Source organism: Ruegeria sp. BA2 (assembly GCF_056539605.1).
The window spans coordinates 593,137-619,034 of sequence record NZ_JBQFVE010000001.1 but is presented as its reverse complement, the minus strand read 5'-3'; the positions used below and the strand labels follow the sequence as shown (position 1 = coordinate 619,034).

The 25,898-nt window shown below is 57.1% G+C and carries 22 protein-coding genes; 6 read left to right on the top strand and 16 right to left on the bottom strand.

The features are described from left to right. Positions 1 to 118: 118 nt before the first annotated feature. Entirely contained in the window at positions 119 to 1,837 is a 1,719-nt protein-coding gene (gene metG / locus ACR0NN_RS03065; RefSeq protein ID WP_170719552.1) for a methionine--tRNA ligase, read from the bottom strand. A 275-nt stretch (positions 1,838 to 2,112) separates the two neighbouring features. Here metG and ACR0NN_RS03060 point away from each other — a divergent pair, with 275 nt between their 5' ends. From ACR0NN_RS03060 to ACR0NN_RS03050, 3 genes are all read left to right on the top strand, one after another. Further along, entirely contained in the window at positions 2,113 to 2,988 is an 876-nt protein-coding gene (locus ACR0NN_RS03060) for a hypothetical protein (RefSeq protein WP_170719550.1), read from the top strand. A gap of 166 nt (positions 2,989 to 3,154) precedes the next feature. Then, the gene (locus ACR0NN_RS03055) at positions 3,155 to 3,910 is read left to right on the top strand and encodes an OB-fold-containig protein (protein WP_480683864.1); all 756 of its coding nucleotides are present in this window, start codon (positions 3,155 to 3,157) and stop codon (positions 3,908 to 3,910) included. Between the two features lie 35 nt (positions 3,911 to 3,945). Next, positions 3,946 to 5,619 carry a flotillin domain-containing protein gene (locus ACR0NN_RS03050; protein ID WP_170719547.1) on the top strand — a complete coding sequence of 558 codons (1,674 nt, stop codon included), beginning with the start codon at positions 3,946 to 3,948 and terminating at the stop codon, positions 5,617 to 5,619. A gap of 33 nt (positions 5,620 to 5,652) precedes the next feature. On the opposite strand, the gene ACR0NN_RS03045 is transcribed toward ACR0NN_RS03050, so the two are convergent. The 7 genes from ACR0NN_RS03045 to ACR0NN_RS03015 all read right to left on the bottom strand — a co-directional run bounded on the left by ACR0NN_RS03045 (position 5,653) and on the right by ACR0NN_RS03015 (position 12,574). Further along, positions 5,653 to 6,873 (bottom strand): MFS transporter, encoded by a 1,221-nt coding sequence (locus tag ACR0NN_RS03045; RefSeq protein WP_170682916.1) that lies wholly within the window; start codon positions 6,871 to 6,873, stop codon positions 5,653 to 5,655. A gap of 80 nt (positions 6,874 to 6,953) precedes the next feature. Continuing rightward, positions 6,954 to 7,550, bottom strand: coding sequence for a YceI family protein (locus ACR0NN_RS03040; protein WP_170719540.1), 597 nt, complete (start codon positions 7,548 to 7,550; stop codon positions 6,954 to 6,956). Then, positions 7,547 to 8,761: an MFS transporter gene (locus ACR0NN_RS03035; RefSeq protein ID WP_170682914.1), complete on the bottom strand. Its 1,215-nt coding sequence runs from the start codon at positions 8,759 to 8,761 to the stop codon at positions 7,547 to 7,549. The genes ACR0NN_RS03040 and ACR0NN_RS03035 overlap by 4 nt, the downstream gene beginning before the upstream one ends. A gap of 43 nt (positions 8,762 to 8,804) precedes the next feature. Further along, complete coding sequence (locus ACR0NN_RS03030) at positions 8,805 to 9,431, bottom strand: hypothetical protein (RefSeq protein WP_170719537.1); 627 nt, start codon at positions 9,429 to 9,431, stop codon at positions 8,805 to 8,807. Between the two features lie 49 nt (positions 9,432 to 9,480). Further along, positions 9,481 to 10,062, bottom strand: a complete 582-nt coding sequence (locus ACR0NN_RS03025; RefSeq protein ID WP_170719535.1) for a TIGR02281 family clan AA aspartic protease — start codon at positions 10,060 to 10,062, stop codon at positions 9,481 to 9,483. A 41-nt stretch (positions 10,063 to 10,103) separates the two neighbouring features. Further along, positions 10,104 to 10,724 (bottom strand): MarC family protein, encoded by a 621-nt coding sequence (locus ACR0NN_RS03020; RefSeq protein WP_170719533.1) that lies wholly within the window; start codon positions 10,722 to 10,724, stop codon positions 10,104 to 10,106. Continuing rightward, entirely contained in the window at positions 10,721 to 12,574 is a 1,854-nt protein-coding gene (locus tag ACR0NN_RS03015; protein WP_170719531.1) for an ABC-F family ATP-binding cassette domain-containing protein, read from the bottom strand. The genes ACR0NN_RS03020 and ACR0NN_RS03015 overlap by 4 nt, the downstream gene beginning before the upstream one ends. A 105-nt stretch (positions 12,575 to 12,679) precedes the next feature. Here ACR0NN_RS03015 and ACR0NN_RS03010 point away from each other — a divergent pair, with 105 nt between their 5' ends. After that, entirely contained in the window at positions 12,680 to 13,882 is a 1,203-nt protein-coding gene (locus ACR0NN_RS03010) for a multidrug effflux MFS transporter (RefSeq protein ID WP_170682909.1), read from the top strand. Positions 13,883 to 13,986: 104 nt separating this feature from the next. Next, entirely contained in the window at positions 13,987 to 14,409 is a 423-nt protein-coding gene (gene ndk, locus ACR0NN_RS03005) for a nucleoside-diphosphate kinase (protein WP_008757405.1), read from the top strand. A gap of 60 nt (positions 14,410 to 14,469) precedes the next feature. Here ndk and ACR0NN_RS03000 read toward each other — a convergent pair whose 3' ends face one another. Then, positions 14,470 to 14,817 carry a TfoX/Sxy family protein gene (locus ACR0NN_RS03000; RefSeq protein ID WP_170719529.1) on the bottom strand — a complete coding sequence of 116 codons (348 nt, stop codon included), beginning with the start codon at positions 14,815 to 14,817 and terminating at the stop codon, positions 14,470 to 14,472. A 92-nt stretch (positions 14,818 to 14,909) separates the two neighbouring features. Here ACR0NN_RS03000 and ACR0NN_RS02995 point away from each other — a divergent pair, with 92 nt between their 5' ends. Next, positions 14,910 to 16,133, top strand: coding sequence for a cytochrome P450 (locus tag ACR0NN_RS02995; RefSeq protein WP_170719526.1), 1,224 nt, complete (start codon positions 14,910 to 14,912; stop codon positions 16,131 to 16,133). 35 nt (positions 16,134 to 16,168) lie between these two features. Here the strand turns inward: ACR0NN_RS02995 and ACR0NN_RS02990 are convergent, their stop codons facing one another. The 7 genes from ACR0NN_RS02990 to ACR0NN_RS02960 all read right to left on the bottom strand — a co-directional run bounded on the left by ACR0NN_RS02990 (position 16,169) and on the right by ACR0NN_RS02960 (position 25,857). Further along, positions 16,169 to 17,539 carry a sensor histidine kinase gene (locus ACR0NN_RS02990; RefSeq protein WP_170719524.1) on the bottom strand — a complete coding sequence of 457 codons (1,371 nt, stop codon included), beginning with the start codon at positions 17,537 to 17,539 and terminating at the stop codon, positions 16,169 to 16,171. Further along, entirely contained in the window at positions 17,532 to 18,212 is a 681-nt protein-coding gene (locus ACR0NN_RS02985; RefSeq protein WP_170682905.1) for a response regulator transcription factor, read from the bottom strand. The genes ACR0NN_RS02990 and ACR0NN_RS02985 overlap by 8 nt, the downstream gene beginning before the upstream one ends. A gap of 163 nt (positions 18,213 to 18,375) precedes the next feature. Then, positions 18,376 to 19,812 carry a Do family serine endopeptidase gene (locus ACR0NN_RS02980; RefSeq protein WP_170719521.1) on the bottom strand — a complete coding sequence of 479 codons (1,437 nt, stop codon included), beginning with the start codon at positions 19,810 to 19,812 and terminating at the stop codon, positions 18,376 to 18,378. 747 nt (positions 19,813 to 20,559) lie between these two features. Then, a complete protein-coding gene (locus ACR0NN_RS02975; RefSeq protein WP_170719519.1) occupies positions 20,560 to 21,174 on the bottom strand; it encodes a nucleotidyltransferase family protein in 615 nt (204 codons plus the stop codon). Positions 21,175 to 21,205: 31 nt separating this feature from the next. Beyond that, positions 21,206 to 23,623: a GcvT family protein gene (locus tag ACR0NN_RS02970; RefSeq protein WP_480683858.1), complete on the bottom strand. Its 2,418-nt coding sequence runs from the start codon at positions 23,621 to 23,623 to the stop codon at positions 21,206 to 21,208. Positions 23,624 to 23,706: 83 nt separating this feature from the next. After that, positions 23,707 to 24,462, bottom strand: a complete 756-nt coding sequence (locus ACR0NN_RS02965) for an aldolase/citrate lyase family protein (protein ID WP_170719514.1) — start codon at positions 24,460 to 24,462, stop codon at positions 23,707 to 23,709. Positions 24,463 to 24,549: 87 nt separating this feature from the next. Then, on the bottom strand, positions 24,550 to 25,857 hold the full coding sequence (locus tag ACR0NN_RS02960) for an HlyC/CorC family transporter (protein WP_170719512.1): 1,308 nt from the start codon (positions 25,855 to 25,857) through the stop codon (positions 24,550 to 24,552). Between the last annotated feature and the right edge of the window lie 41 nt (positions 25,858 to 25,898).

Sequence of the window (25,898 nt, the reverse complement as noted above, 5' to 3'; positions counted from 1 at the left end):
TCCGAAGGATTAATATGCCCGGAACGATCTAATGCGACCGCACCATAATTCGTCAACAACGTTCGAAGCAGAGACCACTCGGGTCCCCGCTGCGGCATTCATAAATCTAATTTTGTTGTTATTCGCGGGTTCCTGCGAACTGATTCTGCCAATCTTCACGCTGCTCATCGGTGATCTTGGCAAACAGAACGTCGGGAACCGTGAATTCATGCCCAGCGGGCAGGGCGCTTAGCGCGGCGGAGATATCGTCAGGCCAGCTGGTATCCAGCGTGTTCATCGCACTGAGCATCTTTGCCGAGGCATCCGGAATGAACGGCGCGCTCAGCACCGCATAAAGCCGGATCAGGTTCAGACCCAGGCGCACCTGCGCGGCAGCCTGTTCCGGGTCTTCCTTGAAAGTTGACCATGGCGCGGCAGCCTGCAGATACTCGTTGCCTGCAACCCAGATCGCACGCAGCTCTTGCGCCGATTTTCGTACGTCCATCGCTTCCATATGGCCTTCGTAAGCGCGGATGCGTTTGGTGAGTTCGTCAATCAGGTTCTGTTCCCGTTCGCCGTATGCGCCGCCTTCGGGAACCGTCTCGCCGAACTTCGAGCGGCAGAATTTGGTGATCCGGCTGACAAAGTTGCCAAGCACATCCGCGAGGTCCTTGTTCACTGATTGCTGGAAGTTTTCCCACGTGAACTCACTGTCGCTGCTTTCCGGCGCATGGCTCAGCAGCCACCAGCGCCAGTAGTCAGCGGGCAGAATGGCCAACGCCTGATCCATGAACACTCCACGGCCCTGCGAGGTCGAGAATTGGCCGCCATCATAGTTCAGGTAGTTAAACGATTTCAGGTGATCGACCATCTTCCAGGGCTCGCCCGATCCCAGAATGGTGGCCGGGAATGACAGGGTGTGAAAGGGCACATTGTCTTTGCCCATGAACTGAACGTAACGCACGTCGTCTGCGCCTTTGTCGGTGCGCCACCAACGCTCCCAATCGGCATCAGACTTACCATTGGCGTCGGCCCATTCCTTGGCGCAGGCAATGTATTCAATGGGGGCATCGAACCAGACATAGAAGACTTTGCCTTCCATGCCGGGCCAATCTTGATCACCTTTCTTGACCGGCACGCCCCAGTCCAGATCACGAGTGATGCCGCGATCCTGCAGGCCGTCGCCATCGTGCAACCATTTCTTGGCAATAGATGTGGTCAGGATCGGCCAATCAGTCTTGCTGTCGATCCAGGCATCCAACTGATCTTTCATCGCCGACTGACGCAGATACAGGTGCTTGGTTTCGCGCACTTCCAGATCGGTCGAGCCGCTGATCGCGCTGCGAGGCTCGATCAGGTCGGTTGGGTCCAGTTGTTTGGTGCAGTTTTCGCACTGGTCGCCGCGTGCGCGATCATAACCGCAATTTGGGCAGGTGCCTTCGATATAGCGGTCGGGCAGAAAACGGCCATCGGCGTTGGAATAAACCTGCTTTTCGCTGACTTCCCGGATCAGCCCGGCCTCATCCAGTTTGCCCGCGAAATGCTGGGTCAGCTTGCGGTTCTGATCGCTGGAGGATCGGCCAAAATGATCAAAGCTCAGACCAAAGCGCTTGGCGATATCGGCCTGCACCGCGTACATCTCGGCGCAATACTCCGCCACCGGCTTACCCGCTTTGGCGGCGGCCAGCTCGGCCGGGGTGCCGTGCTCATCGGTTGCGCACAGGAACATGACCTCGTTCCCCCGGCCACGCTGATAGCGCGCGTACAAATCGGCTGGTAATTGCGAGCCGATCAGGTTGCCGAGGTGTTTGATCCCGTTGATGTAAGGGATCGCCGAGGTGATGAGAATCCGGGCCATAATGCGCTTCCACATATCTGTCTGCGCGCCCGTCTACCTTATGTGGCCCGCAATCAAAAGCCCGCATTCATACCCGTTTGAATTTAGCTGGAATTCCAAGGCACCTATGAATACGCCCAGTCAATTGCGCTGCCCGCATTGGCAAATTCACCTCGAGCGCACCGATCGTGTATGATGCTAAGGCAAGCTCAGTTCAGGGGGATTTCAATATGCAAAATATATGGTCTCGCCGCAGTGCAGTCGTCGCTGTTGTTTTTGGAACTGCTTTATCGTTGATGACCAGCGCCTTTGCCGACCAGAAAGCCGCAGATGATCCGGTTCATGCATTTGATCATGCAATGCTCTCGATCTTTCACCGAGGTCAGGACGCGCTGACCAAAGAAACCCGGCCTGTCATGGTCATTGCGCGGGATGTAGCAGTCATGACCAAGGACGGAGAGGCGAGCTATCCAAGGGATGCGCCGGCCTATCAGCATCTGAAATCAACCTCGCACGTTGTACTGGGATTGATCGGGGCGGTGACGCCATGGCCGGATGAAGATACTGACGACGCGCGTTGGAAGGCAGAGTTTGCAAGTATCATCAAAGAAATAGACACGTTTCTTGCAGCGTTTGATGAGTTGAATATCGCCGAGGACGACGCGGCGAGCCAGCGCCAAATGCTCGAGATGGCGCGCGATTTTGCTCAGGCCGCGCTCGATAAGGATCAGATCACGCGAGAGGCCGTTTCGCAGGCGATCAACGACATGCGACCGATCTGGGCCGAGAATATGGAGAAATCTGCGCGAGCGGAGTTAAACGCGCTGCATTCCGCCGTGTCAGATGCGCGCGCAGCGATGAGCGAGGACGAATGGGCGAAGATGTACGTCGTGCATCACGGTGGCTCCAGCGTCAAAGACGTTAATGTTGTGCTTTTGTATCTGCAACGTGTGATGCCGGAAAAGGTCGCCGCCGGGCAGGTTTTGTTTGCTGAGAACGCACACGGGAACGATGCTCTGGCTGGATACGCCGGTTACGTCCGGATGCAGAGGCATGTCGGTGCCTGGGCGTTTGGTGATCCGGGGCGGATGCGGGTTGATCTGCTGGGATATGAGGCCGGAGCGATCTTGGATGAGATGATCCCGGCACCTCCGCCAAAGCCTGCAGACTAAAGGTTTTCTTAACTTATGCAGACAAGCGTTGCGTATTGCATGGGCTGGTAGAAATTGGGCTTTTATCAGAATTGCTGATTGCACATGATTTTGTGCTGTGAATAACCTCTGGTTGAACCACGGAATCACAACCTCTTGAAATAGTAGTGATGACTTCCCATCTATAGTGTATACAAAAGTATACAATAACGAGGGCAACCTGCTTATGTTCGACTTTCTGCTAGAGGGCGCGTTTGTGCCCTTTACCCTATCTCTTGCGCTATTGTTCGGTCTGCTGGGCCTGGAACTGATCGCATTGGTTCTGGGCGGAAGTCTGCTTGCGGGTGAGGGTGAGGTTGATCTGGATACGATCGACACACCCGATCTGGACGTGGCCGATTTTGACCTGGATATCGACGCCGACATCGATCTGGGTGATCTGGAGCTGGCCGAGATCGAAACCGACGTGCCCGAGGCTGCGCCCGCTGGTCCATTCGGATGGCTGGGCATCGGTAAGATGCCGTTCATGATCTGGCTCGTCGTCTTATTGGCCGGTTTCGGCCTCAGCGGCATGGGCCTACAATTGGCGCTACGCGATCTGCTGGGTTTTGACCTGCCTTCATGGTTGGCTGCAATTCCGGCTGGGGCATTCGGCTTGTGGTTTGCACGTGGCTTCGGCGGTGTCTTCGCTCGCCTATTGCCCAAGACTGAGACCGAAGCGATGTCGGAGCGGATGCTTGCCCGACGCCGGGGCGTGATCACCCAGGGCACCGCGTCGCGTGGCCGCCCGGCCGAAGTCCGCGTGATGGATCGCTTTGGCAACACCCATTACCTGCGCGCCGAGCCGTTGCAGGACAAAGATGCGCTGGAGCAAGGTACAGACGTCCTTGTTCTACGCGACCGACGGCGCGACCGGTTCGTTCTGGTTCGCATGTCTAATTAGCCCAAAAAACTTAACCCCAATCCGGAGGATATTGCATGGAACTTCCATTCCTAGCCGTCACAATTGTGACCATTTTAGCGGTACTCTTGTTCATTGGCCTTGTGCTTGGCCGCCTTTATCGACGCGCGACCCGCGAGGTTAGCTTGGTGAAAACCGGCGCGGGAGGCAAAAAGGTTATTATGGATGGCGGCGTCATCATCGTGCCGCTGCTGCATGAGGTGAGCCCTGTAAACATGAAAACCCTACGCCTGGAAGTGCAGCGCAGCGGCGAGGCCGCGCTGATCACCAAGGACCGCATGCGCGTTGATGTGGGCGTGGAATTCTACGTTTCGGTCATGGCGACCGAAGAGGGGATCGCGCGCGCGGCTCAGACGCTGGGCGATCGTACCTTTGACGTCGAGCAGCTGCGCGAGATGATCGAAGGCAAACTGATCGATGGTCTGCGCGCTGTGGCGGCTCAGATGACCATGGACGGTCTGCATGAAAACCGTGCCGACTTTGTGCAAGAGGTGCAGAATGCGGTGTCCGAGGACCTTCTGAAAAACGGTCTGTCGCTGGAATCGGTATCGCTGACTGCATTGGACCAGACGCCGTTTGAAGCTTTGGATGAAAACAACGCCTTTAACGCGGTGGGTATGCGCAAGCTGGCTGAGGTGATAGCGACCTCGAAGAAAGAGCGCGCGCAAATTGATGCCGAAGCCGAGGTGGAAGTGCGTCGTGCGGCGATGGAAGCACAGCGCCAGAAGCTGTTGATTGAAAAGGACGAAGAGCAGGCACGCATCGAGCAGACGCAGCAGGTTGAAACACTGCGTGTGGCGCAAGAGGCCGAGATTGCAGCGCGAACCGAGGATTCGGTGCGCGAGACCGAACGTGCCCGGATCGCCCGTGAAGAAGCTATTCGTGCGGCCGAAATCGAGCGTGAGCGCAAAATCCGCGATGCCGAGATTGCCAAGGAGCGTGAGATCGAAGTCGCCGAGCAAGAGCGTCAGATCATCATCGCGCAAAAATCCGAAGAGGAAAGCCGTGCACGTGCATCCGCTGATCTGGCCCGGGCCGAAGCAACCAAGGCAACCGAAGCTGTGGCAACAGCGCGCGAAGTGGCTGAGGCTGAACGTCTCAAGCAGATCGCTCTGATCGAGGCCACCCGTGAAGCCGAACGTCAGGCCACCGCGATTCGTCTGGCTGCGCAGGCCGAGAAAGAGGCTGCTGCTGACCGCGCCGAAGCCCGCCGTGAAGAGGCGCAGGCCGAAGCAGACGCGCTGAACATCCGCGCCGAGGCCAAGAAGAACGACATGCTGGCCGAAGCGGAAGGTAAGCGCGCGATTGTCGAGGCGGATAACGCCCTGTCGGTTGAACAAATCCGCATGAAGGTTGATCTGGCACGGATCGAGACCATGCCGTCGATCATCTCGGAAATGGTCAAACCCGCTGAAAAGATCGACTCGATCAAGATCCACCAGGTTGGAGGGATCGGGGCAGGCTCCGCGGGTGGGGCGGCCAACAGCGAAAAACCAGTGGTCAATCAGGCGCTGGACTCGATCATGGGCATGGCCGTGCAGATGCCCGCGCTCAAGAAGCTGGGCGAAGAGCTGGGTCTGTCGATGGAGAACGGCGTCGGCGGCGTGGTCAACGGGGCGCTTGAGTCCACGGTTGAGGCCTCGGAAGTGGTCGAGGTGGTTGACGACGACGCCGCACCGACACAGCAATAACCCATAAGGGCCGGGATTTCCCGGCCCTTTTCATTACTTCTCGCGCGATCCTTTGAGCAACCTACCAATCATAAAGGAAGTCCGAGGCGCATAAACATAATTCGTTCTTTCCTCGGGCGTTGGGCGAGAGCGCATCCGCGCCAAACCAAACCCGATCAGGAAGACATGGCCCAAAGCGACAAATGCAAACAGCGCGGGCGGGCCGAAGTTCTGGATCAGGGTGGAGGAAATATAGGGCGAGGCGATTGCCCCGAGCGCGTACCAGAACATCAGCGCAGCTGAGAGCTCGACCCTTTGTTCGGTTGTGGCAAAGTCGTTTGCGTGGGCGGATGAAACCGAGAAGATTGGGAAGGTGGTAAAGCCAAACAGACCGGCGGATAGCATCACCCCGAGTGTCCCAGTGCCGCCTGCAGCCATTGTAATCGCACAGCTGACGACCGCTGCGGCCGAGAGCCAGATCAGCACCCAACGCCTGTCATATTTGTCCGCGAGCCACCCCATTGGGTACTGCGCCAGCGCTCCTCCAAGGACGAAGGACGCGAGGAAGAAGGCGATCTGATCGACGCCCAGACCAACCTCTTGTCCATAAACCGGACCAACCATCCGGAATGATGCAGAGCTGAGGGCGGCCACAATTACACCTGCGACGGCCAGTGGCGAACTATTCCACGCCAGCTTGGGACGCAGGCGAGGGGCGGCAGGGGTTTCGGGCTGGCTGGCACGGGTCAGGGCGAGGGGCAGGATCGACGCGCAGCACAGGATGGCCAGCAAGTTGTAGGAAACATACGAGGCCGGTGGCAAAACTGCGATAATTAACTGCGCACAGAGTGACGCGCCCATGTCAACAATTCGGTAAGTGCCCATAGCGCGACCGCGAGTTTCATTGGTGACTTTTGCGTTCAACCAAGCCTCGATCACCGTATAGCAACCAGCGACGCAAGTGCCCGAGGCGATCCGAAGGGCGGCCCAGATATAGGGGTTCTCGGTCAACGTATGCCCGATCAGCCCCATCGCGCCCAAAGCGGTACACACCGCGAAGGCGCGCGAGTGGCCAACGCTGCCCATCAGGCGCGGTGCCCACCAGCAGCCGACAAAGAAGCCAACAAAATGTGCCGACCCCAGCAGACCGATTTGCTCGGTCGAAAAGTCAAGCGTCAGGCCCGAGATCGCATCCAAAGGACCAACGCCACCTGTTGAGAGTTGTAGCAGGATTACGGAAAGGAATAGGGCAGCAAATGAAATGATCGTACGCATGATAAGGTCAACTTGTCTTGGCTGCCACGAATTGCGCGCGCCTATTCGACGCCCTTAGGTCGTTTTTTGCCTTTGGGCCATTATTCTTGCCGTAGAATCTCGGCGTGGATGTCCAGACCTATAGTTGGTTGCACAAGATCGGGATAGCCCGAAGCACCAAATTCGTTTCGATTGAGTGCGCCCACCAATCTGATCGACAACTCATCCAGATCATCCACTGCACTGCCCGGTTTTCTGTATAGATCTGCCCTCAATGTCAAAGGGCGGGTGACATCACGCACTGTCAGGTCTCCGTTCACGGTAGCGCCTTCCGAGATACGGCCCGTTGGTCCCAATTGTATTTTCGTCGTGGTGAACCGAATGGTGGGATAGCTGGCCGAGTTCAACACACTGTTGCCCAGCATTGGGCCACGTGCAAACGGCAATTTCGTGCGTGCGCGGGTCACGTCCATCACAACATCGACCCGACTGTCTTGAAGGCGGTGCGTGTCGATGAGAATTTGCGCTGACTGCACTGGCATTGTCCCTGATTGCGCTGTGCCAGACAGAACGTACGTGAACTCGACCGTACTGAGCGTCTTAGCAAGAACATATGGGGTTAGTGCTGCATGTGCCGCGCGCGCAAAAGGTGCTGCTGAAAGCCCCGCGATCACTGTCCGTCGGGTAAGATCGGTCATGCCATCGCCGCGGTTCCACGCGGTCTTGAGCGTTTCATGAGCATCAGCACGATGGCGATGTTCAACCCGTTCCACAGGATTCCGTTGATGAAGGCAAGTTGATAGCTTCCGGTCACGTCATAGATCCAGCCGGACATCCAGCCGCCCAAAGCCATGCCCAGAATGGTCATCATCATCACAAAGCCTACTCGTGCGCCAGCCTCTTGCGGGGGCATGTATTCGCGCACAACCAGTGCATAGCTTGGGACGATGCCGCCTTGCGCTAGTCCAAACAGCATGCTGACAACATAGAGCGATACCATGCCGTCATACGGCAGGAACAGAAACAGCGCGATGCATTGCAGGACCGAACCGATCAGCAGTGTCGACAACCCTCCCAATTGGTCTGCGACCAAGCCTGAGATCACGCGGCTAACCACACCGCCCAGTAGCATCAGTGACAGCATTTCGGCTCCGACGGCTGGGCCGTAGCCAAGGCCGACGCAGTAGGACACGATGTGAACCTGTGGCATCGACATGGCGACGCAACAGCCGATACCAGCCAGCCCAAGGATGTACTGAAGGGTTCGCGGCGAAAAGCCGACGCTTTGCGCTTTGATCTGTGCGGCGGCTGCGGCGGTGCTGTGGGCCTCAACCGGGACCTGGCGACGCAGGAGCAGGGACAGGGGAATGACAACGATCAGAGTGATGACGGCGAGGCTCAAATAGACCTGCTGCCATCCTTCACGTTGCAGCATGCCTGACAACAATGTCGGCCAGATTGCGCCCGACAAATAGTTGCCACTGGCCACCAGCGCCACAGCGATCCCACGGCGGCGCATGAACCAGTGTGAGATGTCGGCGATCAGGGGGCCAAACCCGATCGATGTTCCCAATCCCAGCAACAGATGCGCAACCGAAAGAAGGCCTATGTTCGGGGCAAGAGTTGCCAGCAGATAGCTTAAGGCGCTTAGCAGGGCCGCCCCGATCAGCGCTTTTGTTACCCCCAGACGATCCACCAGTCTGCCAAGCCACATATTGCCGAACGCAAAACCGATCATGGTGAGTGTGTAGGGCATCGATGCTGCGGCCCTGCCAGCTCCAAAATCGGTTTCAATGGCGGGCATCACGACGACCACAGCCCACATGCCGACATTGACCACAGTTGCGATGGCCAGTGTGATCAGCAGGCGAAGCCAAGAGTATCGGCTGTCATGGATCGGATGTGTCATGTCGGCACGCTAGGGTGCGCGTCAGGCTTTGGCCAGTCACAAGTTATGTGATCGCGGGCGCGTCTTTGGATTTGATCTGCTGCAATTGCAGCTCGGAATGAGGGGCGGCCCGCGTCACGTGCCAACTGGTCGGGGGCAGGGCGCGGGCGCGGCGGCGGGTCAGGATCCAACTGCAGGCCGCGTCCTGATAGGTCGGCTGCATATGCCAGCGCGTTTCAATCCCCTGCGCGCCGCCATCGTCAGGTGTCAGCAACAGCCCCAGCGGGGCCTGTCCCGACGCGCCGCCCTGTTCTGCGGCCAAGTGCATCCGACGGACCGGCGTCAGGCCCGGCGGGCCGGGCAGGTCGCCGACGATCAGCGGGGCGGCGCTGCTGCGCAGGGCCTCTTCCATGCACCACAACAGGTCTTCGGGTTTATCAGGGCGGACCAGCAGAAACCGGGACGGATCGGCAAAAGGCAACATGCCCTCGGGGTGCAACTGCGCCACCTCCCACGCCGGAGTAATCCACATCACCGGCCCTTGAGTCTGCCCCGCCACCCACAGTGCAAAGCTGCGCCGGGCCGGGCCGCAGGCCTCGTGCACACGGGCCAGTTGCAGGCTGATCTGTGGGTGCAGGGCGACCCCGGGCGGAGTGCGCGCGGGTTTTCGGCCAAGAAGATGGGTGGACATGCTGATCACCCTAGCATGTTCTTATTTTGTTCTCAATCAGGGAATGCCGTCAGCGCGACAGTATTAACCGCCCGTCGGCAAACTGGATGTTCGAAAAGCGGTGCAGATACGCCATCCCCAACAAGGATTGATCCAGATCGCCTTCGTTGACCGAGGCCGGGATATCGCGATCAGTGATCGGACCCAAAGACAGGCTGTCTAGCCGAACCGGGGCGGTTCGCACGACGCCATTGGCGGTCGAGGCGCGACCCAGATAATTCAGCTGATCCGTATCGATGCCAATTCGTTCAGCGTCTTTCGGGCTAATGACGATATTGCTGGCCCCGGTATCGACCAGAAAGGTCACCGCAGTACCATTCACCAACATCGGCATATAATAATGCCCGTCAAATGAACGCGGCACCTCGATCCTTTGATCCGTCACGGTGAGCTGCGGTGTGGGGCTGACGGTCGAGCGGATATCATCCCACAGTCCGACAACAGCGATAACGCCGATAAAGATAAACACCCAGGCCGCAACCTGCTGCATGGTTTTGCCCAAGGACTGGCGGTTCTGAGTGATAAACCACATCAACAGGGCCGCACCCAGCAGAACCAGATAGGTCAAGCGCCCAATATCGTAGCCGTCCATTCCATCACCCGAAGTCAGTTATCTCATACCAATATGGTGGTTCACGAAGCGAAACCAAAGGCTTTGAGCCCATCAAGAATGAACTGAACCGACAGTGCGGCCAGCAGCATACCCAGCAGCCGGGTCAGCACGTTCAGCCCGGTTTTGCCCAGGATACGGGCGATCAGCCCGCCTGCCAGAAAGAACACGAAAACCACCAGCATAACGGCCAGCATAACGGCGCAGGCGGCTGCGATCCCTTGAATGCCCGGGTTCTGCCCGGCCAAAAGAATGATGGTCGCGATCGAGCCGGGGCCGGCGATCAGCGGAATGGCCAACGGGAACACCGACGGGTCAGGATGCTCTTCCTCCTCCGCGCGGTTTTCTCGCCGTTTGGTGCGCCGCTCGAACAGCATGTCAAGCGCGGTCAAGAACAACAAAGCGCCACCGGCTACTTTGAATGCTGGCATCGAAATACCGACAAAACCCAGAACCGCCTCACCAAACGCGGCAAAGGCGATCAGGATAAAAACAGCTGTCAGGCAACTGCGGATCGCGATCTTACGGCGTGCGGCAGCGTCCATTTCTTGCGTCAGGGCGACAAAGATTGGCGTGGTTCCGAAGGGGTCAATCACCACGAACATCGTGGTGAAAGCGGTTATGAAAAAGGCCATGTCGATCATGCGGTGTTCTCAGCCTGTTCCAGACGTTCTGCGGCGGCAACCCAAAGCGCCTCGGCCTTTTGCATGGCTTCGACCACTTCGGCGAACTTACGGTTCCAGGTTTCCAAATCGTTGATCCGATCATCCTCGTAGAGCGCCGGGTCCGCCAGCTTGGCCGATAGCTTGTCGTGCATATCCGTGAGTTTCTCGACCCGATCTTCACATTTGCGCAAATCTGCGCGCAGTGCCAATACCGTCTCGCGCGATGGGCGTTTGGGCTTGGCCGCCTGTGGTTTCTCTTTCACAGGCTTGTCACGCGCAAGCAGAAGGGCGCGATAGGCCTCGAGGTCGCCATCGAACGGTTTGACGGTGCCATCCGAAACCAACCAAAGCCGGTCCGCCACCAGCGACAGCAGGTGCATGTCGTGGCTCACCAAGATGACCGCGCCGGAATAGGCGGTCAGTGCTTCGACCAACGCTTCGCGGCTTTCGATGTCCAGGTGGTTGGTCGGTTCGTCAAGGATCAACATATGCGGCGCGTCGATCGTGGCGATCAGCAGCGACAAACGCGCCTTTTGCCCACCCGATAGACGCCCGACCAGCGTTTCGGCCTGATCCGCGTTCAATCCGAACCCGGCCAGCCGCGAGCGCCACTTGCCCGGAGCTTCGTCGGGGCGCAGGCGGCGCAGATGGTCCAGAGGTGTTTCGTCCACATGCAGCTCATCCACCTGATGCTGCGCGAAATAGCCGATGCGCAGTTTGGAACTGCGGGTCATTTTGCCAGCCATCAGGGGCAGGCGGTCGGACAGCAGTTTCGACAAGGTCGATTTGCCCTGACCATTCTTGCCGAGCAATGCGATGCGGTCATCCTGATCAATGCGCAGGTTCAGCCGACGCAAAACTTCGGTCTCACCATAGCCGGTCACACCGCCCTCAAGTTGGATGATAGGGGGCGACAGTTCTTCCGGTTCAGGGAAAGAAAAGGCGCGCAAAGCCGCCTCTTGCGGGGTTGAGACTAGCTGGATGCGCTCGATCATCTTGAGGCGAGATTGGGCTTGAACAGCCTTAGACGCCTTATAGCGAAACCGATCCACGAAACTCTGCAAGTGGGCGATGCGCGCCTTGGCTTTGGCATTTTCGGATTCAGCCTGCGCCAGGCGTTCGGCGCGACGTTCGGCGAATTTATCGTAAGGCACCGCGTAGTAGGTCAGCTTGCGGTCTTCCAGATGCAGGATTGCCCCCACGGCGCGGTTCAACAGACCACGGTCGTGGCTGATGATGATGACAGTGTGGGGATATTTGGCCAGATAACTTTCAAGCCACAATGCACCTTCAAGGTCCAGATAGTTGGTCGGTTCGTCCAGCAGCAGCAGATCGGGCTGCGAAAACAGCACCGCTGCCAGCGCCACGCGCATCCGCCAGCCGCCCGAGAAGTCCGAGCAGGGCTTGAGCTGATCCTCATCATCAAAGCCCAATCCTTTGAGAATCGACGCGGCACGCGCCTCAGCCGACCAAGCGTCGATATCGGCCAGACGGGTCTGAATCTCTGCAATTCGATCCGGATCGGTCGCACTGTCAGCCTCGGCCATCAAAGCACTGCGTTCGACATCCGCTGCCAGAACCGTGTTGATCAGCGAAACATCTGATGAGGGCACTTCCTGCGCCACGCCCCCGATCCGTGCGCGCTTCGGCAGCGCGATATTACCCGATTCCAAAGACAACTCGCCCCGGATCAATCTAAAGAGCGTGGTTTTACCGGTGCCATTCCGCCCCACTAGGCCCACCTTGTGACCATCCGGAATGGTTGCACTGGCCCCATCAAACAGGGGTCGCCCTTCAACGGCGTAGGTGATGTTCTCGATCCGTAGCATGAGCCGCTCTTACCAGAGCATCCAAACCGCCGCCAGAGGTCGCCATGTTCAATTCAGAAGCAATGTGTTAGCGCTGTTCCGGTTCGTCTTCCAATTGGTTTCGCTATGCGTGCGGCTCAAACACCTCCGACCCTGATAACACTGATCTTTGCGACGGCATTGTCGGTTCTGACATTGAACATGTTCCTGCCGTCGCTGGCGCATATGAGCGAAGATTTTGGTGTGGAGTATGGCCTGATGAACGTATCCGTGGCCGGGTATCTCTGTGTCTCGGGGGTCTTGCAGTTGATCGTTGGGCCCTTGTCAGATCGCTACGGGCGCAGGCCAGTCCTCCTGATTGCGATGGCTGTTTTTGTTGCTGCATCAATTGGATGCGTCTTGGCCGAGTCGATCTGGGCTTTCCTCTCGTTCCGAATGATTCAGGCCGCAGTGGTAGCCGGGCCCGTGTTGTCGAGTGCCTCAATCCGCGACCGATATCCACCAAACGAGGCCGCCAGCAAACTCGGCTATGTTGCGATGGCCATGGCACTGGCACCGATGCTTGGGCCAATGCTGGGCGGCGCACTGGACATGCTGTTTGGTTGGCGAGCCGGGTTCGTGCTGTATTCGCTGCTTGGGGCAGGGGTGCTGCTGCTGCTGTGGTTCGACATGGGAGAGACCAACACCAATCGATCTTCCACCTTTGCGGCGCAGATGCGCGAGTATCCGCACTTGTTCCGCGCGCGTAGATTCTGGGGTTACGCCTTATGCGCATCGTTTTCCATTGGCGGGTTTTTCAGCTTTATTACCGGAGCACCCCTGGTCGCTGCGGCGTGGTTTGATCTGAGCCCTGCAATGCTGGGCCTTGGCATCGGGATCATTACTGGCGGGTTTATGGTCGGCAACTTTGTGACGGGGCGCATCGCCAAGCACACTCAACTCACCACAATGATCCTGATCGGTCGGATCGTGGCATCTGTCGGACCGTTCTGGGGGCTGTTGCTGTTCATCGGCAACATGGGCTCGGTCTGGGTGTTTTTTGGATCGGCCATCTGCGTCGGGTTCGGCAATGGCCTGACCAATGCAAATGCCTCGGCCGGGGTGATGTCGGTGCGCCCAAAACTGGCTGGCAGCGCGGCGGGCTTGTCGGGTGCGTTAATCGTGGCGTTAGGGGCTGTTTTGACCCTAATGACCGGTACATTTGTAAGCCCTGAGAACGGGCCCTATCTAGTGCTGGGTATGATGTTTGGCAGCAGCTTCGCAGGCCTTTTGGCGGTGCTCTACGTCCGAAGGCTTGATCGTACTGACCCGCTGCCTGATGCGATCTGAGTGATAAACGATCATAACGCTTTTCATGAGGCAAATACCATGTTAGGCGGCGCGCGATAGATTTCGGCGCGAGGACCGCGCCCTTAAGTCAAGGAGAGGCCAATATGGCACTGGAACGCACATTCTCGATCATTAAACCCGATGCAACCCGCCGCAACCTGACTGGCAAGATCAATGCCAAGTTCGAAGAAGCTGGTCTGCGCATCGTTGCGCAAAAGCGCATTCACATGACCAAAGCCCAAGCAGGCAAGTTCTATGACGTGCATGCTGAGCGTCCGTTCTATGACGAACTGTGCGAATTCATGTCGTCGGCTCCGGTTGTTGTTCAGGTTCTGGAAGGCGAAGGCGCCATCGCAAAGAACCGCGAAGTCATGGGCGCAACCAACCCTGCAGACGCGGCACCCGGCACCATCCGCGCCGAGTTCGCCGAGTCGGTTGGCGAAAACTCGGTCCACGGTTCGGACGCACCGGAAACTGCTGCGGTTGAGATCGCCTACTTCTTCTCGGGTATCGAACTCGTCGGCTAATCTGTCGTCAGATTAAATCTAGGCCGTGCCTTTTTGCGGGGGCGCGGCCTTTTTCATTGCTCAAACGGGTTTGAGATCTTTCGCCGTCACGCGCACGCCAACGGCATCCAGATCCGAGATCAACTGGCTTTCAGGGGCCCGACTGGAACTGGCCTTGATCGCATCGAACCGTTCACGCAGCGCCTTCTTTTCCTCGCCCTTGCAATCGTTCCAGGGTCGGCCTTGCAGACCCATGACGAGAACATAATAGCCAATGAAATGCGGGCGGGTTCCGGCTTGGAGCAGGCGCGAATAGGCCTCATCCGCGCCGAGCGTACGTAACTCCTGAGCTGTCATGATACCAGCGCGTTCGCAGGCTTGCTCGAACGCGGGACCAAGGTTGCGAATGGATGAGATCGGGTCAGACATGCCCTGTCTTATCCCGCCCTTTCCGACGTGTCACCTGCACATGGTTGTTTGAAGCGTCCCTTTCCGCTACCCAAATGTTGGGAGAGCGAAGTATGAATGATCTAAGCCTTGAGAATATAGCGCAAAATCTGGACCTGATGAACCCGCCTGTCGGGTTTGTTGATGATCCATTTCAGTTCTACGACGCCTTGCTATTGCATGCGCCTATTCTGCGGCAGCCGGACGGATCGATACTATTGTCGCGCCATGCGGATCTGGATGCCATCTATCGCAACACGACGCTTTATTCCTCGGATAAAGAGGCTGCGTTTGGCCCGAAATTCGGTGTTGGGTCGCCTCTGTTCGAACATCACACAACCTCACTGGTGTTTTCCGATCCGCCACTGCACACTCGGGTGCGCAAGATCATGACCTTAGCTCTCACGCCGCGCGCAATCGCGCGAATGGAGCCGGGCCTAATCGATACCGTTGATGCTCTGTTGGACGGTATGGCTGGCAAAGGGCAGGTCGATTTGATTGAGGACTTTGCCTCGACAATCCCGATCCAGATCATCGGTAATCTGCTGGACGTGCCCATGGATGAACGCGCACCGTTGCGGGATTGGTCCTTGGCTATCCTCGGCGCTTTGGAGCCTGCCTTGACGGAAGCTCAGCTTGAGATCGGACACAACGCGGTGCGCGAATTCAAAGCGTATCTTCGCGATCTTGTTGCCCGTCGCCGTGCCGATCCGGGTGACCCCGAGACAGATGTTCTGACGCGCTTGATCCGTGGCGAAGGCGCAGGCGAGATGTTGAGCGAAATTGAGCTTTTGCAAAACTGTATCTTCATCCTGAATGCCGGGCACGAGACAACCACCAATCTGATCGGCAACGGCTTGGCGTTGTTGAATGATTATCCCGAACAGCGTGAATTGTTACTGGAAAATCCCGAGCTGATTGTTCCAGCGGTTGAGGAGGTGCTGCGCTTTCGATCCCCGAACCAGTTTGGCAATCGGGAAACGACGACGGAGGTAGAGATCGGGGGCCAACGGATCGCGAAGGGAACAAACCTGCATCTATGTATCGGGGCGGCGAACCGTGACCCAGAGGTTTTTGTCGATCCAACCCGATTTGAAATCACGCGCAAGCCGAACAGGCATCTGGCCTTTGCAGGCGGACCGCATGTCTGTGTCGGCCTGACCTTGGCACGGCTTGAAGGCCGCATCGCACTAGGTCGGTTATTGAACCGGTTCCCCAACTACGGAATTATGAAGGAACGGGTGCAAGGCGGTCGCATTCGCTTTCACGGTTATGCATCGCTGCCTGCAGTTCTGTAACGTAGGCAAACGTTTAGGTGGCGTTCTTTATGCGCCTAAGCGTTGCGTGAGAGCTTTAAGGTCGTCTCTAGCCCTGGCTTCCGATTGCGGGCCAGAAATGTGCCCTCGTGCATATGCGAAATTGCCGCAACAAGTGCGAGGCCAAGACCCGCATTGCGTTCAGTTCGGGCCGGGTCAAGCGTGACAAATGGCATCTGCAATCGGGGCAGATCGCTTTCTGGCACACCGGGGCCACGGTCGCGAACGCTCAGCAACGCATTGTCGTCTTCATCCTTGATTTCGATCGTGATCGCCGTACCGGGCGGTGCATAGCGCATCGCGTTTTCAAGAAGGTTTGACAGCGCCTGTGACAGCAGTGGGCGGTGGCCCTGGATCGGTTGAGCATTACCAACAACTTCAAGCCGAATGTTCTGATCTGCGGCGACCGGCTCATAGAGTTCAACCACATCGCCAACCAGTTGCGGCAGCTTAACGGGCTCAAACTGTTCGCGCCCAAGTCCGGCCTCAGCCCGCGAAATCTCGGTCAATTGGCTGAGAACGCGCAGCAGATGATCGATTTCCCCAGTCGCACGCGCCAGATCGATTTCGCGATCCTGCTCGCTTTTACCTGGCTCGGCCAGCGACTCAACTCTTTGGCGCAGCCTCGACAGGGGGGAGCGCAGGTCGTGCGCGATTGAATTCGATGTGGTGCGCAGGTTGCTGATCAGTTCTTCAATGCGGTCCAGCATGTTGTTCAATGTGCCCGAAACCTGATCGAATTCGTCCCCCGTACCGCGCATCGGCATGCGCAGAGCCAGATCGCCCGAAACGATATTGTCGGCAGTGTCGGCAATGTCTTTCAGCCGTGAAAACACCAGCCGGGTCAGCAGCCAGCCGGTCAGCAAACTGAGCGCCAGCGCGGTAACCAGAGCAAGCGCGACCGAGCGAAACAGAACGCGGTCAAACTGCTGCCGCGCCAGCGCATCGCGCCCGACAAGCAGTCGTTCTCCGCCCGGTAATCTGATTGAGGCTGCCGATATCGGAACAAACTGCTCCGTATCACCCTTGCGGAGCTGCAGGTCGACCCAGCCACTACCTGGCGTGATCCCTTCAGGCCAGCGCACCAAATTGCCTGCCAGTTTGCCGCCTTGGGGGCCGGTTAGCAGATACAACGCATCGCGTTCGGCAGCCGTGGGTAAACGCCGCTCAATCGCGGTAATCAGCCCGATCATGCCGCGCCGTTCATATTCATCCGCTAGACCGGTCAGTTCCGCTGAGACGACCGAGCGTGTTTCGCCTGTAATCGTGCGATTGGCGGTGACATAGACCATGGTCAGCACGGCCGCTGTTAGCAACGTGCTAAGAACCATGCTGGCAAGAACCAGTCTCGTACGCGAATTTTTCAGCGACAGGCGCAGGTTATCCATCCGAAACCATGTAACCGGCCCCTCGGACCGTTTCAATGATCGGGGTTGCCCCGTCTTCGTCAAGCTGACGGCGCAGCTTTGAGATATGCACGTCAACCACATTGGTGTTCGGGTCAAAGTGATAGTCCCAAACACCTTCTAGCAACATGGTGCGCGATACGACGCGGTTTTTTCGACGCAGAAAATACTCCAGAATTTGGAACTCGCGTGGGGTTAGCGTGATCTCACGCCCATTACGTGTGACCTTTCGCGTCAATAGATCCATTTCAAGATCGCGGCAGGCGAGCGTTGGTGCCTCTTCCGCCTCTTGTGGACGTCGCAACAGCGCCTCGATCCGGGCATGGAGCTCCTGAAACGAGAAGGGCTTGACCAGATAATCATCTGCGCCTGCACGCAGGCCTTTTACCCGCTCGTCCACCGCGCTCATCGCGGTTAGCATCAGAACAGGGGTCTTCAACCCAGCCGCGCGCATTGATTTGATCAAAGACAAACCATCCAGCCCCGGCAACATCCGGTCCAGTACGACCGCATCGAACCCGCCATCCGTGGCGTGATACAGGCCTTCTCGCCCGTCTGATGCGACCTCGACAACATAGCCTTCCTCACCAAACCCTTTGGCGATGAAGTCCCGCGTGTCCTGGTCATCTTCAACGATCAATAAGCGTCTGCTCATGGTCAGGGCTCCTTCTAACTGGGATATAAACATACATACTCTTTGAAAAAAACATGCCGGGTGCGATTTCGCACCCGGCAGCTCCGGCGGCGCGTGGACAATCCGTGCCGGCCAGATTAAGCGCTCCAGATTTCCCCATCATGTGGCGCGCTTAGGTGTTGGGTTAGGCGATCTCGACCGCGACGAAGATCTGGTTGCCACCGCGATTGATCAAAACCAGAGCCGGATCCGTCTTCTCGCTTTCCAGCGCTTCTTTCAGCGCATCTGGTGTCACGGTATCCAGATTACCCAAGCGGACAATCACATCACCGCGTTGCAAACCGGCTTTGGCCGCAGGGCTTTCAGGTTTCAGATCGGTGACGACAACGCCATCGACATTCTCGGCCACGCCATTTTCGGCGCGTGCGGTTTCAGTCAAAGGGGCCACGGTCACACCCAGTGAGGTGCCTTCGAACTTATCTTCAACCACGCTATCAACCGCTGCTGAAGCTGATTGATGTTGACCGATCGTCAGTTCAATCTGTTCTTCCTTGCCATTGCGCAACACCGTCAATGTGCTGTCAGTACCGACTTTGGTCGTTCCGACAATAATCGGCAGATCGCTACTAGAATCAACGGTTTCGTCGTTGAAGGACAGGATGACGTCACCTTGCTGCAATATTCCATCGGCGGGGCTGTCCGGAACAACATCCGATACCAAGGCACCCGTTGCCTCATCGATACCCATGGCTGCCGCAAGTTCGGGGCTGACATTCTGGATCGACACACCCAACCAGCCCCGGCTGACTTCGCCATCATCCAGCAGATCAGCTGTGATATGATCGACGATGTTCGACGTGACAGCAAAGCCCAGACCGACCGAGCCACCGCTGGGCGAATAGATCGCCGAGTTCACACCAATGACTTCGCCTTCCATATTAAACAGCGGACCACCAGAATTGCCTTTGTTGATGGCAGCGTCGGTTTGTATGAATTCGGCGTAGGGACCTTCCGAAATGTTGCGTCCCTTTGCAGAGACGATGCCAGTCGTCACGGTAGCATTCAGGCCGAACGGGTTGCCGATGGCGACTACATCCTCGCCAACGCGAATAACGTCGCTGTCGCCCATCTCGACCGCTTGCAGGTCTTCACCTGCATCGATCTTGAGAACCGCGATATCCGTCAGCGGATCGGTTCCGATGATCTCCGCTTCGAACGTGCGGTCGTCACTCAGACGCACGGTCACTTCGGTTGCGTTGTCGACAACGTGGTGATTGGTGACGATATATCCAGCCTCATCAAGCACGAAACCCGATCCAAGACCTTGGCTGGGGCCGCGTTGTGGCATTTCGAAACCGTCCGGCCCACCGAAGCGCTTGAAGAATTCACCAAAGGGGTGACCTTCGAAATTGAATTCCTGTCCCTGTGCGGGGGTCGGTGTGGCGTCCTGTTTCGCGATGATGGTCACCACCGAGGGGGAAACCGTTTCGACCAGATCGGCCAGCGCCTCGTCTGCCATTGCGGGCAGGGCGGTTGTGGCCAGCATGGCCGCGCCCAGTGCGCTAGCTCCCATCCAGTTGGATGTGCGTGGAAAAAGCAGTGAGGATTTGCGGATGCTCATTTTGACTCCTGTCTGTGTTTGGCGGTTTATCCCGCGCATTGAGAAAGGAGATGCCCCAGCAACCTTTGGATATCCTGAGAGAAAAATTAAGAAACCTTAATTTCGCCATGTTTTGCCGTTTAGATGTGGCCGTTCTGAGGCGCCTAGCGGCAAGAATCAGCTTGGGTGAATCGGGGCGAATCGGTGGATTGTTGCCGACAAAGTCAATGATTTAGAAAAAGCATTGAATTGATTCATTTTTGTTAACAAAGAAACGGCGCTTATCCGAACATCAAAAAGCTTCTCCTAAAAGTTGCAACGTATTCTGTGTTTGAGTTTTGAGCGCAGTGAGAGAAGCTTGTGAAATAGGCGTGTTGACCGAATTAGGTCCATGAAATTGCACGAAAGTCCTCAGTTGCATACAGCATCATGCAACCACTGGTAGAATCTCAAGTGTTGCAATGTTGCGCAAAAGACAGTCCGGTTTTGCGGAAATTTACCATTCCATCCAATTTTACGTTGTTTGAGCGCATCTGATGAGCGACATTGGTTTTGCCCAAGTGAGGGGGGCCCGAGACACTAGGGGGTGTCAAAGGCACATCTCAATCTCCATAGCGCTGAGCGGCATGTTAACGAGGGGGTCTTGTTTAGGTTCGGCAGCTCAAAGCCAGATAGCCTGATTGGCGGTTTGGTAGCGGTTTAGAGATTGGTGAAAGTGGTAGTCCTGTTTTTGGGCAACCGGCCCGGTCGAAAACGACCGGGCCGTGTTCACTTTAAGGTTTGGTTTCGGGACCGTTTGGCGCGCCACTGCGCCCAGTCATCTGGTGTATCCAAATCGAGCAGAGCGTTGCGAGCGGGTAGTGGATGAAGATGCACCTTGTCCTTACAGCGCCGCACGGCAGATTGAGCACCGCTGTCACCGGCAAGTTCACTTAGCTCAGAAAAAAGAGATCGATCAAAAACGACCGGGTGCCCAGGTTTGCCTTCTTGGGTCGATCCGCGCCAAACCAGATTGTTTGGGTGTGTTTCAACCGACTGGATAACGTCTATCAGATCTTTTGTCGTAAGATCCGGTAGATCCGACAACAGGATCATGACTGCAGGCGCACCAGACGGAACAGCGGCCATCGCGCCCCTTAGGCTGGCATTCATACCTTCCTGCGCATCGGGGATTTCGACAGGCATCACATCCAACCCCTCCAGCGCATCAAAGCGCGGATGAGAGAAGGAGGGAAGAGCGACAATAACAGGGCCTGCGGCAAGGGCCCTCTGGGCGGAACGGCGCAGCAGCGGCACGCCGTCAACCGGTTGCATCAGCTTGTCAATTCCGCCCATGCGGCTGGATTGCCCAGCGGCGAGCAGGATGATGGGTATCTCAATCATTTCGCCAGCATGTCGCTAAGGGCGGTTTAAGTCACGCTCGCATTCTTGCGCCGTCAGCGTCAAACAAGGGCGCCGCAATCACCCGCGCCTTGCACATCTGACCAAGTATCTCGATCTCAACTTCTCGCCCTTCGGTTGCCTGATCGGTTGGCAGGAACCCCATGGCGATCGATTTGCGCGCATAGTGGGAATAACCACCTGACGTGCAGAAACCGACGACCTTGCCATCCAGCCAAATCGGTTCGTATGCGTTCACATCAGCATCCGTTGCATCAACATCAAACGCAACCAACTGGCGATTGGCCCCGGCGGCGCGTTCGGCCTCGGCCGAGGCGCGACCGATAAAGTCGGTGTTCTTCGTGAACGAAATAAACCGGTCCAAGCCTGTCTCTGCTGCGGTGTAATCCGGCGAAAACTCCCGCATCCACGAGCCAAAGAATTTATCAAGACGCAGGCTCATCATCGCGCGCATGCCAAACGGAGTGATTCCGTGGGGCTGGCCCGCCTGCCACAAGGTCCACCAAAGCTGCCGCTGAGCCATCGGATCACAATAGATTTCATAGCCCAGATCGCCGGTATAGCTTACGCGCTGAACGATACAGTCAGTCATGCCAATGGTCATCTCTCTGACATCGAGAAACTTGAGCGAGCCAGCATCGTCGCGGGTACAGGCCGAAAGAACCTCGGCAGCCTTTGGGCCCGCAATCTGGAATCCGTTGAGACGGTCGCTGATATTCTCGATCTTTACCCCTTCCTCCTGGTTCTTCAGGAACCAGCGCATATGGAACGCCTGGCTTCCGTAAGAGGCGGTGAGGTGAAACAGGCCGTCATGCAGGCAGGAAACTGTGAAATCCCCGATCAATTTTCCCTTGGGCGAAAACATAGGCGTCAGCGAGATGCGGCCCGGTTTTGGAATGCGGCCTGCCATGACGCGGTCCAGCCACGCGCGTGCACCGGCCCCAGTGATGCGGTATTTGCCGAAATTGTGGACTTCGTTGATCCCAACGCCCTCGCGTACGGCGCGGACTTCTCGTCCAGTGGCCTCAAAGGCGTTGGAGCGGCGGAACGATGGTGTCTCAAAATCGGGCTCATCGCCTTGGGCAAAATAGTTTGGTACCTCCAACCCATATTGCTGCCCCCAGACGGCACCGAGGTCACTGAAGATGTCATACATCGGCGTGGTGCGGTTCGGACGCGCAGCGGGCAGTTCCTCATTCGGGTAAGCGACGCTGAAACGCTTTTGATAGTTTTCGATCACTTTGGGGCGCGTATAGCCCGGGTTGATCCAGTCACCAAACCGCGCCACATCCATAGCAAATACATCGCGTTCGGGTTCGCCGTCGATCATCCATTGAGCCAGAGTTAAGCCAACGCCGCCGCCCTGACTAAAGCCCGCCATGACACCGCAGGCCGACCAATAATTCCGGACTCCGGGCACAGGCCCGACCAGAGGGTTGCCGTCCGGGGCAAAGGTAAACGGTCCGTGGATTACGGATTTGACGCCCGCTTCGGCGAGCACGGGGAAGCGTTTGTAGGCGAATTCGATGCTGTCCGTGATCTTTTCGAAGTCATCGGGCAGCAGTTCATGGCCAAATTCCCAAGGTGTGCCGTCTACGGCCCAAGGTTTGCAGGGCTGTTCGTAAAATCCGATACACAACCCGCGCCCTTCTTGCCGCAGGTAGCTTTCTCCGGCTGGATCCATCACGTGCGGATGTTCACCGCCTGCGTCGATGATGGCCTCAATCTCGGGGATGTTATCGGTGACCAGGTACTGATGCTCCATCGGATGCAGCGGGAAGTAGATGCCCGCCATTGCGCCGATTTCGCGCGCCCACAAGCCGCCCGCATTGACGATATGTTCGGCGTGGATCGTGCCCTTATCGGTCACCACATCCCAAGTTCCGTCCGGGCGCTGATTGGTCTCGTGCACCATGCAATGGGTTTCGATCGTGGCGCCACCCATACGTGCAGCCTTGGCATAGGCATGAGTGGTGCCCGATGGATCAAGGTGCCCATCCAAAGGATCATAAAGCGCGCCAAGAATGCCATCTGTGTTGGTTATCGGGGCGATTTTCTTGATCTCTTCGGGGCCTACGATCTCGGTCTCAAGGCCCATGAACCGATGCTTGGCGCGTTCCGCGAGCAGCATGTCGAACCGGTCTTGATTATCGGCCAATGTCACGCCGCCAACATGGTGCAGGCCGCAGGACATACCCGTGATCTCTTCCAACTCTTTGTACAGCCGGATGGTATAGCCCTGCAGGGCAGCCATATTGGTGTCGCCGTTCAGCGTATGAAACCCACCCGCTGCGTGCCACGTCGAACCACTCGTTAGCTCAGAGCGTTCCAGCAGCATCACATCCGACCAACCCAATTTGGTCAGATGATAGAGGACCGAACATCCGACGACGCCCCCGCCAATAACTGCGACACGAGTGGTGGTTTTCACGATTGATCTCCAGATTTTTTTTGGCAAAATTGTCGAGCAGGTGTCGAGATTACTATTCTGTTAGCGACAACAGGTGTCGTAACTCATGCTTTGCACCAACTTTGGATCTGCAATGCCTTCTCTCGCAACCAGAGCACATCAAAGCCTCCGATCAGTCGGTAACCACGTGAAAACAGGTCGGCTGCCTGTGCTTCGCTCATCGCGGCATTGCCAAGGGGAATTCCGGCTCCGAATGCAGCTTTTTCGACCTTCTGAACAGCTGCGATAAAGTCGGGATGGTCGAACTGGCCCATCAAACCCAGTTCTGTACTCAGATCGAACTGTGCGACGATTAACAAATCGACGCCGGGAACAGCGCAAATTGCGTCAATGTTCTGAATGGCTTCGGCAGTTTCGATCAAGACACAGCAAATCAATTCCGGCTCAACAACGCCGGGATAGGTGGCGAGAGTTTCCCCCCAGCGCGATTGCGCCAGAAACGGCCCAAACCCTCGCGTGCCATTGGGCGGATAGCGTAGGCTGTCAACGGCTTTTTGGGTATCTTCAACGGTTCGAATGAGGGGAAATACGATGCCTTCCGCGCCCAGATCCAGAGCTCGCTTTACGTCAGATGGCCGGTTTTCTGCCACGCGCACCAAAGGCGCACAGTCCGTTCCTGCAGTCGCCGCGATCATCGCATGGGCTGAGGCATAGTCGACCGCTCCGTGCTCAAGATCAATGATCAGTGAATCAACACCGCACGCCGCAAGCGCCTGCGTGACAGTCGCTGAAGGTATCGTGCAAACGATTGAGCTGACCCGATCTTCAGTGTCCTGCAATTTTCTCTTGAGGCTGGGCATCTGTCATTTGTCCTGCAATTGATTGACGTTATCGATTGCGGGCACCTTAGCAGGGCGTCAGAAACTCATGAAAACATTTCGTAAGCGCTAGAGTGGGCGAACCTTCAGTGCCGTTATACGATTCCCTTCGCGCGCAGTGACTTCAAAGCGGAAACCATGAAATGAGAAAACCTGACCAACAATCGGGATCATCTGTGCCTCGTGGATCACCAGACCGGCTAGCGTATTGGCCTCTTCGTCCGGTAGAGTCCAATCGAGCGCGCGGTTCGCGTCGCGGATGGTCATCGCACCCTCGACAAGGAATTGGCCATCGTCGGTGCGGGTCACGGGAACCTCTTCGTCGATGTCAAACTCATCGGCGATCTCTCCGACGATTTCTTCCAGGATATCTTCCAGCGTGATTAACCCGCGCAATGATCCATACTCGTCCACAACCAATGCAAAATGGCTGTGCATACGAAGAAACTCGCGCATCTGGTCGTCCAGAGTGGTGGTTTCGGGAACGAAATATGGATCATTCGCGACCTTCGCGATGTCAAAGTTCTTAAGCTGATCCGTATCCCCCTCGGGGCCACCAACCTGCGCGTACATCGCGCGAAACAGGTCTTTCGCGTGGACGACACCCACGATGTTTTCCTGTTCTTCCCGGAACACGGGCAGGCGGGTATGCGGGCTTTCCAAACACTGTTTCAGGATCGCTTCGGGTTCGTCATCCGCATCGATCATTTCGATGTTCGAGCGATGCAGCATGATCTCTTCCACCGTGCGATCACCAAGATCCAGCGCGCCCAGAATGCGGTCGCGGTCTTCTTTTTCAACCACGCCTTCCGAATGTCCCAGTTGCAGCGCGCCTGCGATTTCCTCGCGGACCGCAAGAATGTTGCTGTCGGGATCGATCTTCACGCCGAACAGGCGCAACACGCCGCGCACCAAAAGCCGGACGGCGGCCACGACCGGAGAGAACACCGTGACCACGACACCAATAACAGGCGCGACCAAGGCGGCGGCTTTTTCTGCATTGGTGATGGCATATGTCTTTGGTAGAACCTCGGCAAAGATCAGTACCAACAAGGTCATCACCAGCGTGGCAAGCGCCACGCCGCTTTCACCGAACAGCCGTGTGAACAGGGCAGTCGCCAGCGAGGCGGCAAGGATGTTGACCAGGTTGTTGCCCAACAGGACCGAGCCGATCAGGCGCTCATTGTCGTCGGTTATATCCAGCGCCTTTTGCGCTCCGCGCGATCCTTTGTCGGCCTGCGCTCGCAGCTTACCACGTGATGATGCGGTCAGTGCCGTTTCGGAGCCCGAGAAAAAGCCCGATAGGACAAGGAGAAGAAGAATGGATCCTGACGTGATCCAGAATGCGCCGTCAAGCAGAGAAGGGGTGGGTTCCATTGGTCCTAGGTTGTTCTTGTTGCTGCATCCGTTATGGGGGT

Bases quoted from the DNA above. Each gene is read 5' to 3' on its own strand.
- ACR0NN_RS02990 (WP_170719524.1), bottom strand. From the start codon at position 17,539: ATGGATAACCTGCGCCTGTCGCTGAAAAATTCGCGTACGAGACTGGTT.
- ACR0NN_RS02960 (WP_170719512.1), bottom strand. From the start codon at position 25,857: ATGGAACCCACCCCTTCTCTGCTTGACGGCGCATTCTGGATCACGTCA.
- ACR0NN_RS03050 (WP_170719547.1), top strand. From the start codon at position 3,946: ATGGAACTTCCATTCCTAGCCGTCACAATTGTGACCATTTTAGCGGTA.
- metG (WP_170719552.1), bottom strand. From the start codon at position 1,837: ATGGCCCGGATTCTCATCACCTCGGCGATCCCTTACATCAACGGGATC.
- ACR0NN_RS02985 (WP_170682905.1), bottom strand. From the start codon at position 18,212: ATGAGCAGACGCTTATTGATCGTTGAAGATGACCAGGACACGCGGGAC.
- ACR0NN_RS03020 (WP_170719533.1), bottom strand. From the start codon at position 10,724: ATGATCGACATGGCCTTTTTCATAACCGCTTTCACCACGATGTTCGTG.
- ACR0NN_RS02995 (WP_170719526.1), top strand. From the start codon at position 14,910: ATGAATGATCTAAGCCTTGAGAATATAGCGCAAAATCTGGACCTGATG.
- ACR0NN_RS03000 (WP_170719529.1), bottom strand. From the start codon at position 14,817: ATGTCTGACCCGATCTCATCCATTCGCAACCTTGGTCCCGCGTTCGAG.
- ACR0NN_RS02965 (WP_170719514.1), bottom strand. From the start codon at position 24,462: ATGCCCAGCCTCAAGAGAAAATTGCAGGACACTGAAGATCGGGTCAGC.
- ACR0NN_RS02980 (WP_170719521.1), bottom strand. From the start codon at position 19,812: ATGAGCATCCGCAAATCCTCACTGCTTTTTCCACGCACATCCAACTGG.
- ACR0NN_RS03040 (WP_170719540.1), bottom strand. From the start codon at position 7,550: ATGACCGATCTTACCCGACGGACAGTGATCGCGGGGCTTTCAGCAGCA.
- ndk (WP_008757405.1), top strand. From the start codon at position 13,987: ATGGCACTGGAACGCACATTCTCGATCATTAAACCCGATGCAACCCGC.
- ACR0NN_RS03010 (WP_170682909.1), top strand. From the start codon at position 12,680: ATGCGTGCGGCTCAAACACCTCCGACCCTGATAACACTGATCTTTGCG.
- ACR0NN_RS03025 (WP_170719535.1), bottom strand. From the start codon at position 10,062: ATGGACGGCTACGATATTGGGCGCTTGACCTATCTGGTTCTGCTGGGT.
- ACR0NN_RS03045 (WP_170682916.1), bottom strand. From the start codon at position 6,873: ATGCGTACGATCATTTCATTTGCTGCCCTATTCCTTTCCGTAATCCTG.
- ACR0NN_RS02975 (WP_170719519.1), bottom strand. From the start codon at position 21,174: ATGATTGAGATACCCATCATCCTGCTCGCCGCTGGGCAATCCAGCCGC.
- ACR0NN_RS03035 (WP_170682914.1), bottom strand. From the start codon at position 8,761: ATGACACATCCGATCCATGACAGCCGATACTCTTGGCTTCGCCTGCTG.
- ACR0NN_RS03060 (WP_170719550.1), top strand. From the start codon at position 2,113: ATGACCAGCGCCTTTGCCGACCAGAAAGCCGCAGATGATCCGGTTCAT.
- ACR0NN_RS03015 (WP_170719531.1), bottom strand. From the start codon at position 12,574: ATGCTACGGATCGAGAACATCACCTACGCCGTTGAAGGGCGACCCCTG.
- ACR0NN_RS03030 (WP_170719537.1), bottom strand. From the start codon at position 9,431: ATGTCCACCCATCTTCTTGGCCGAAAACCCGCGCGCACTCCGCCCGGG.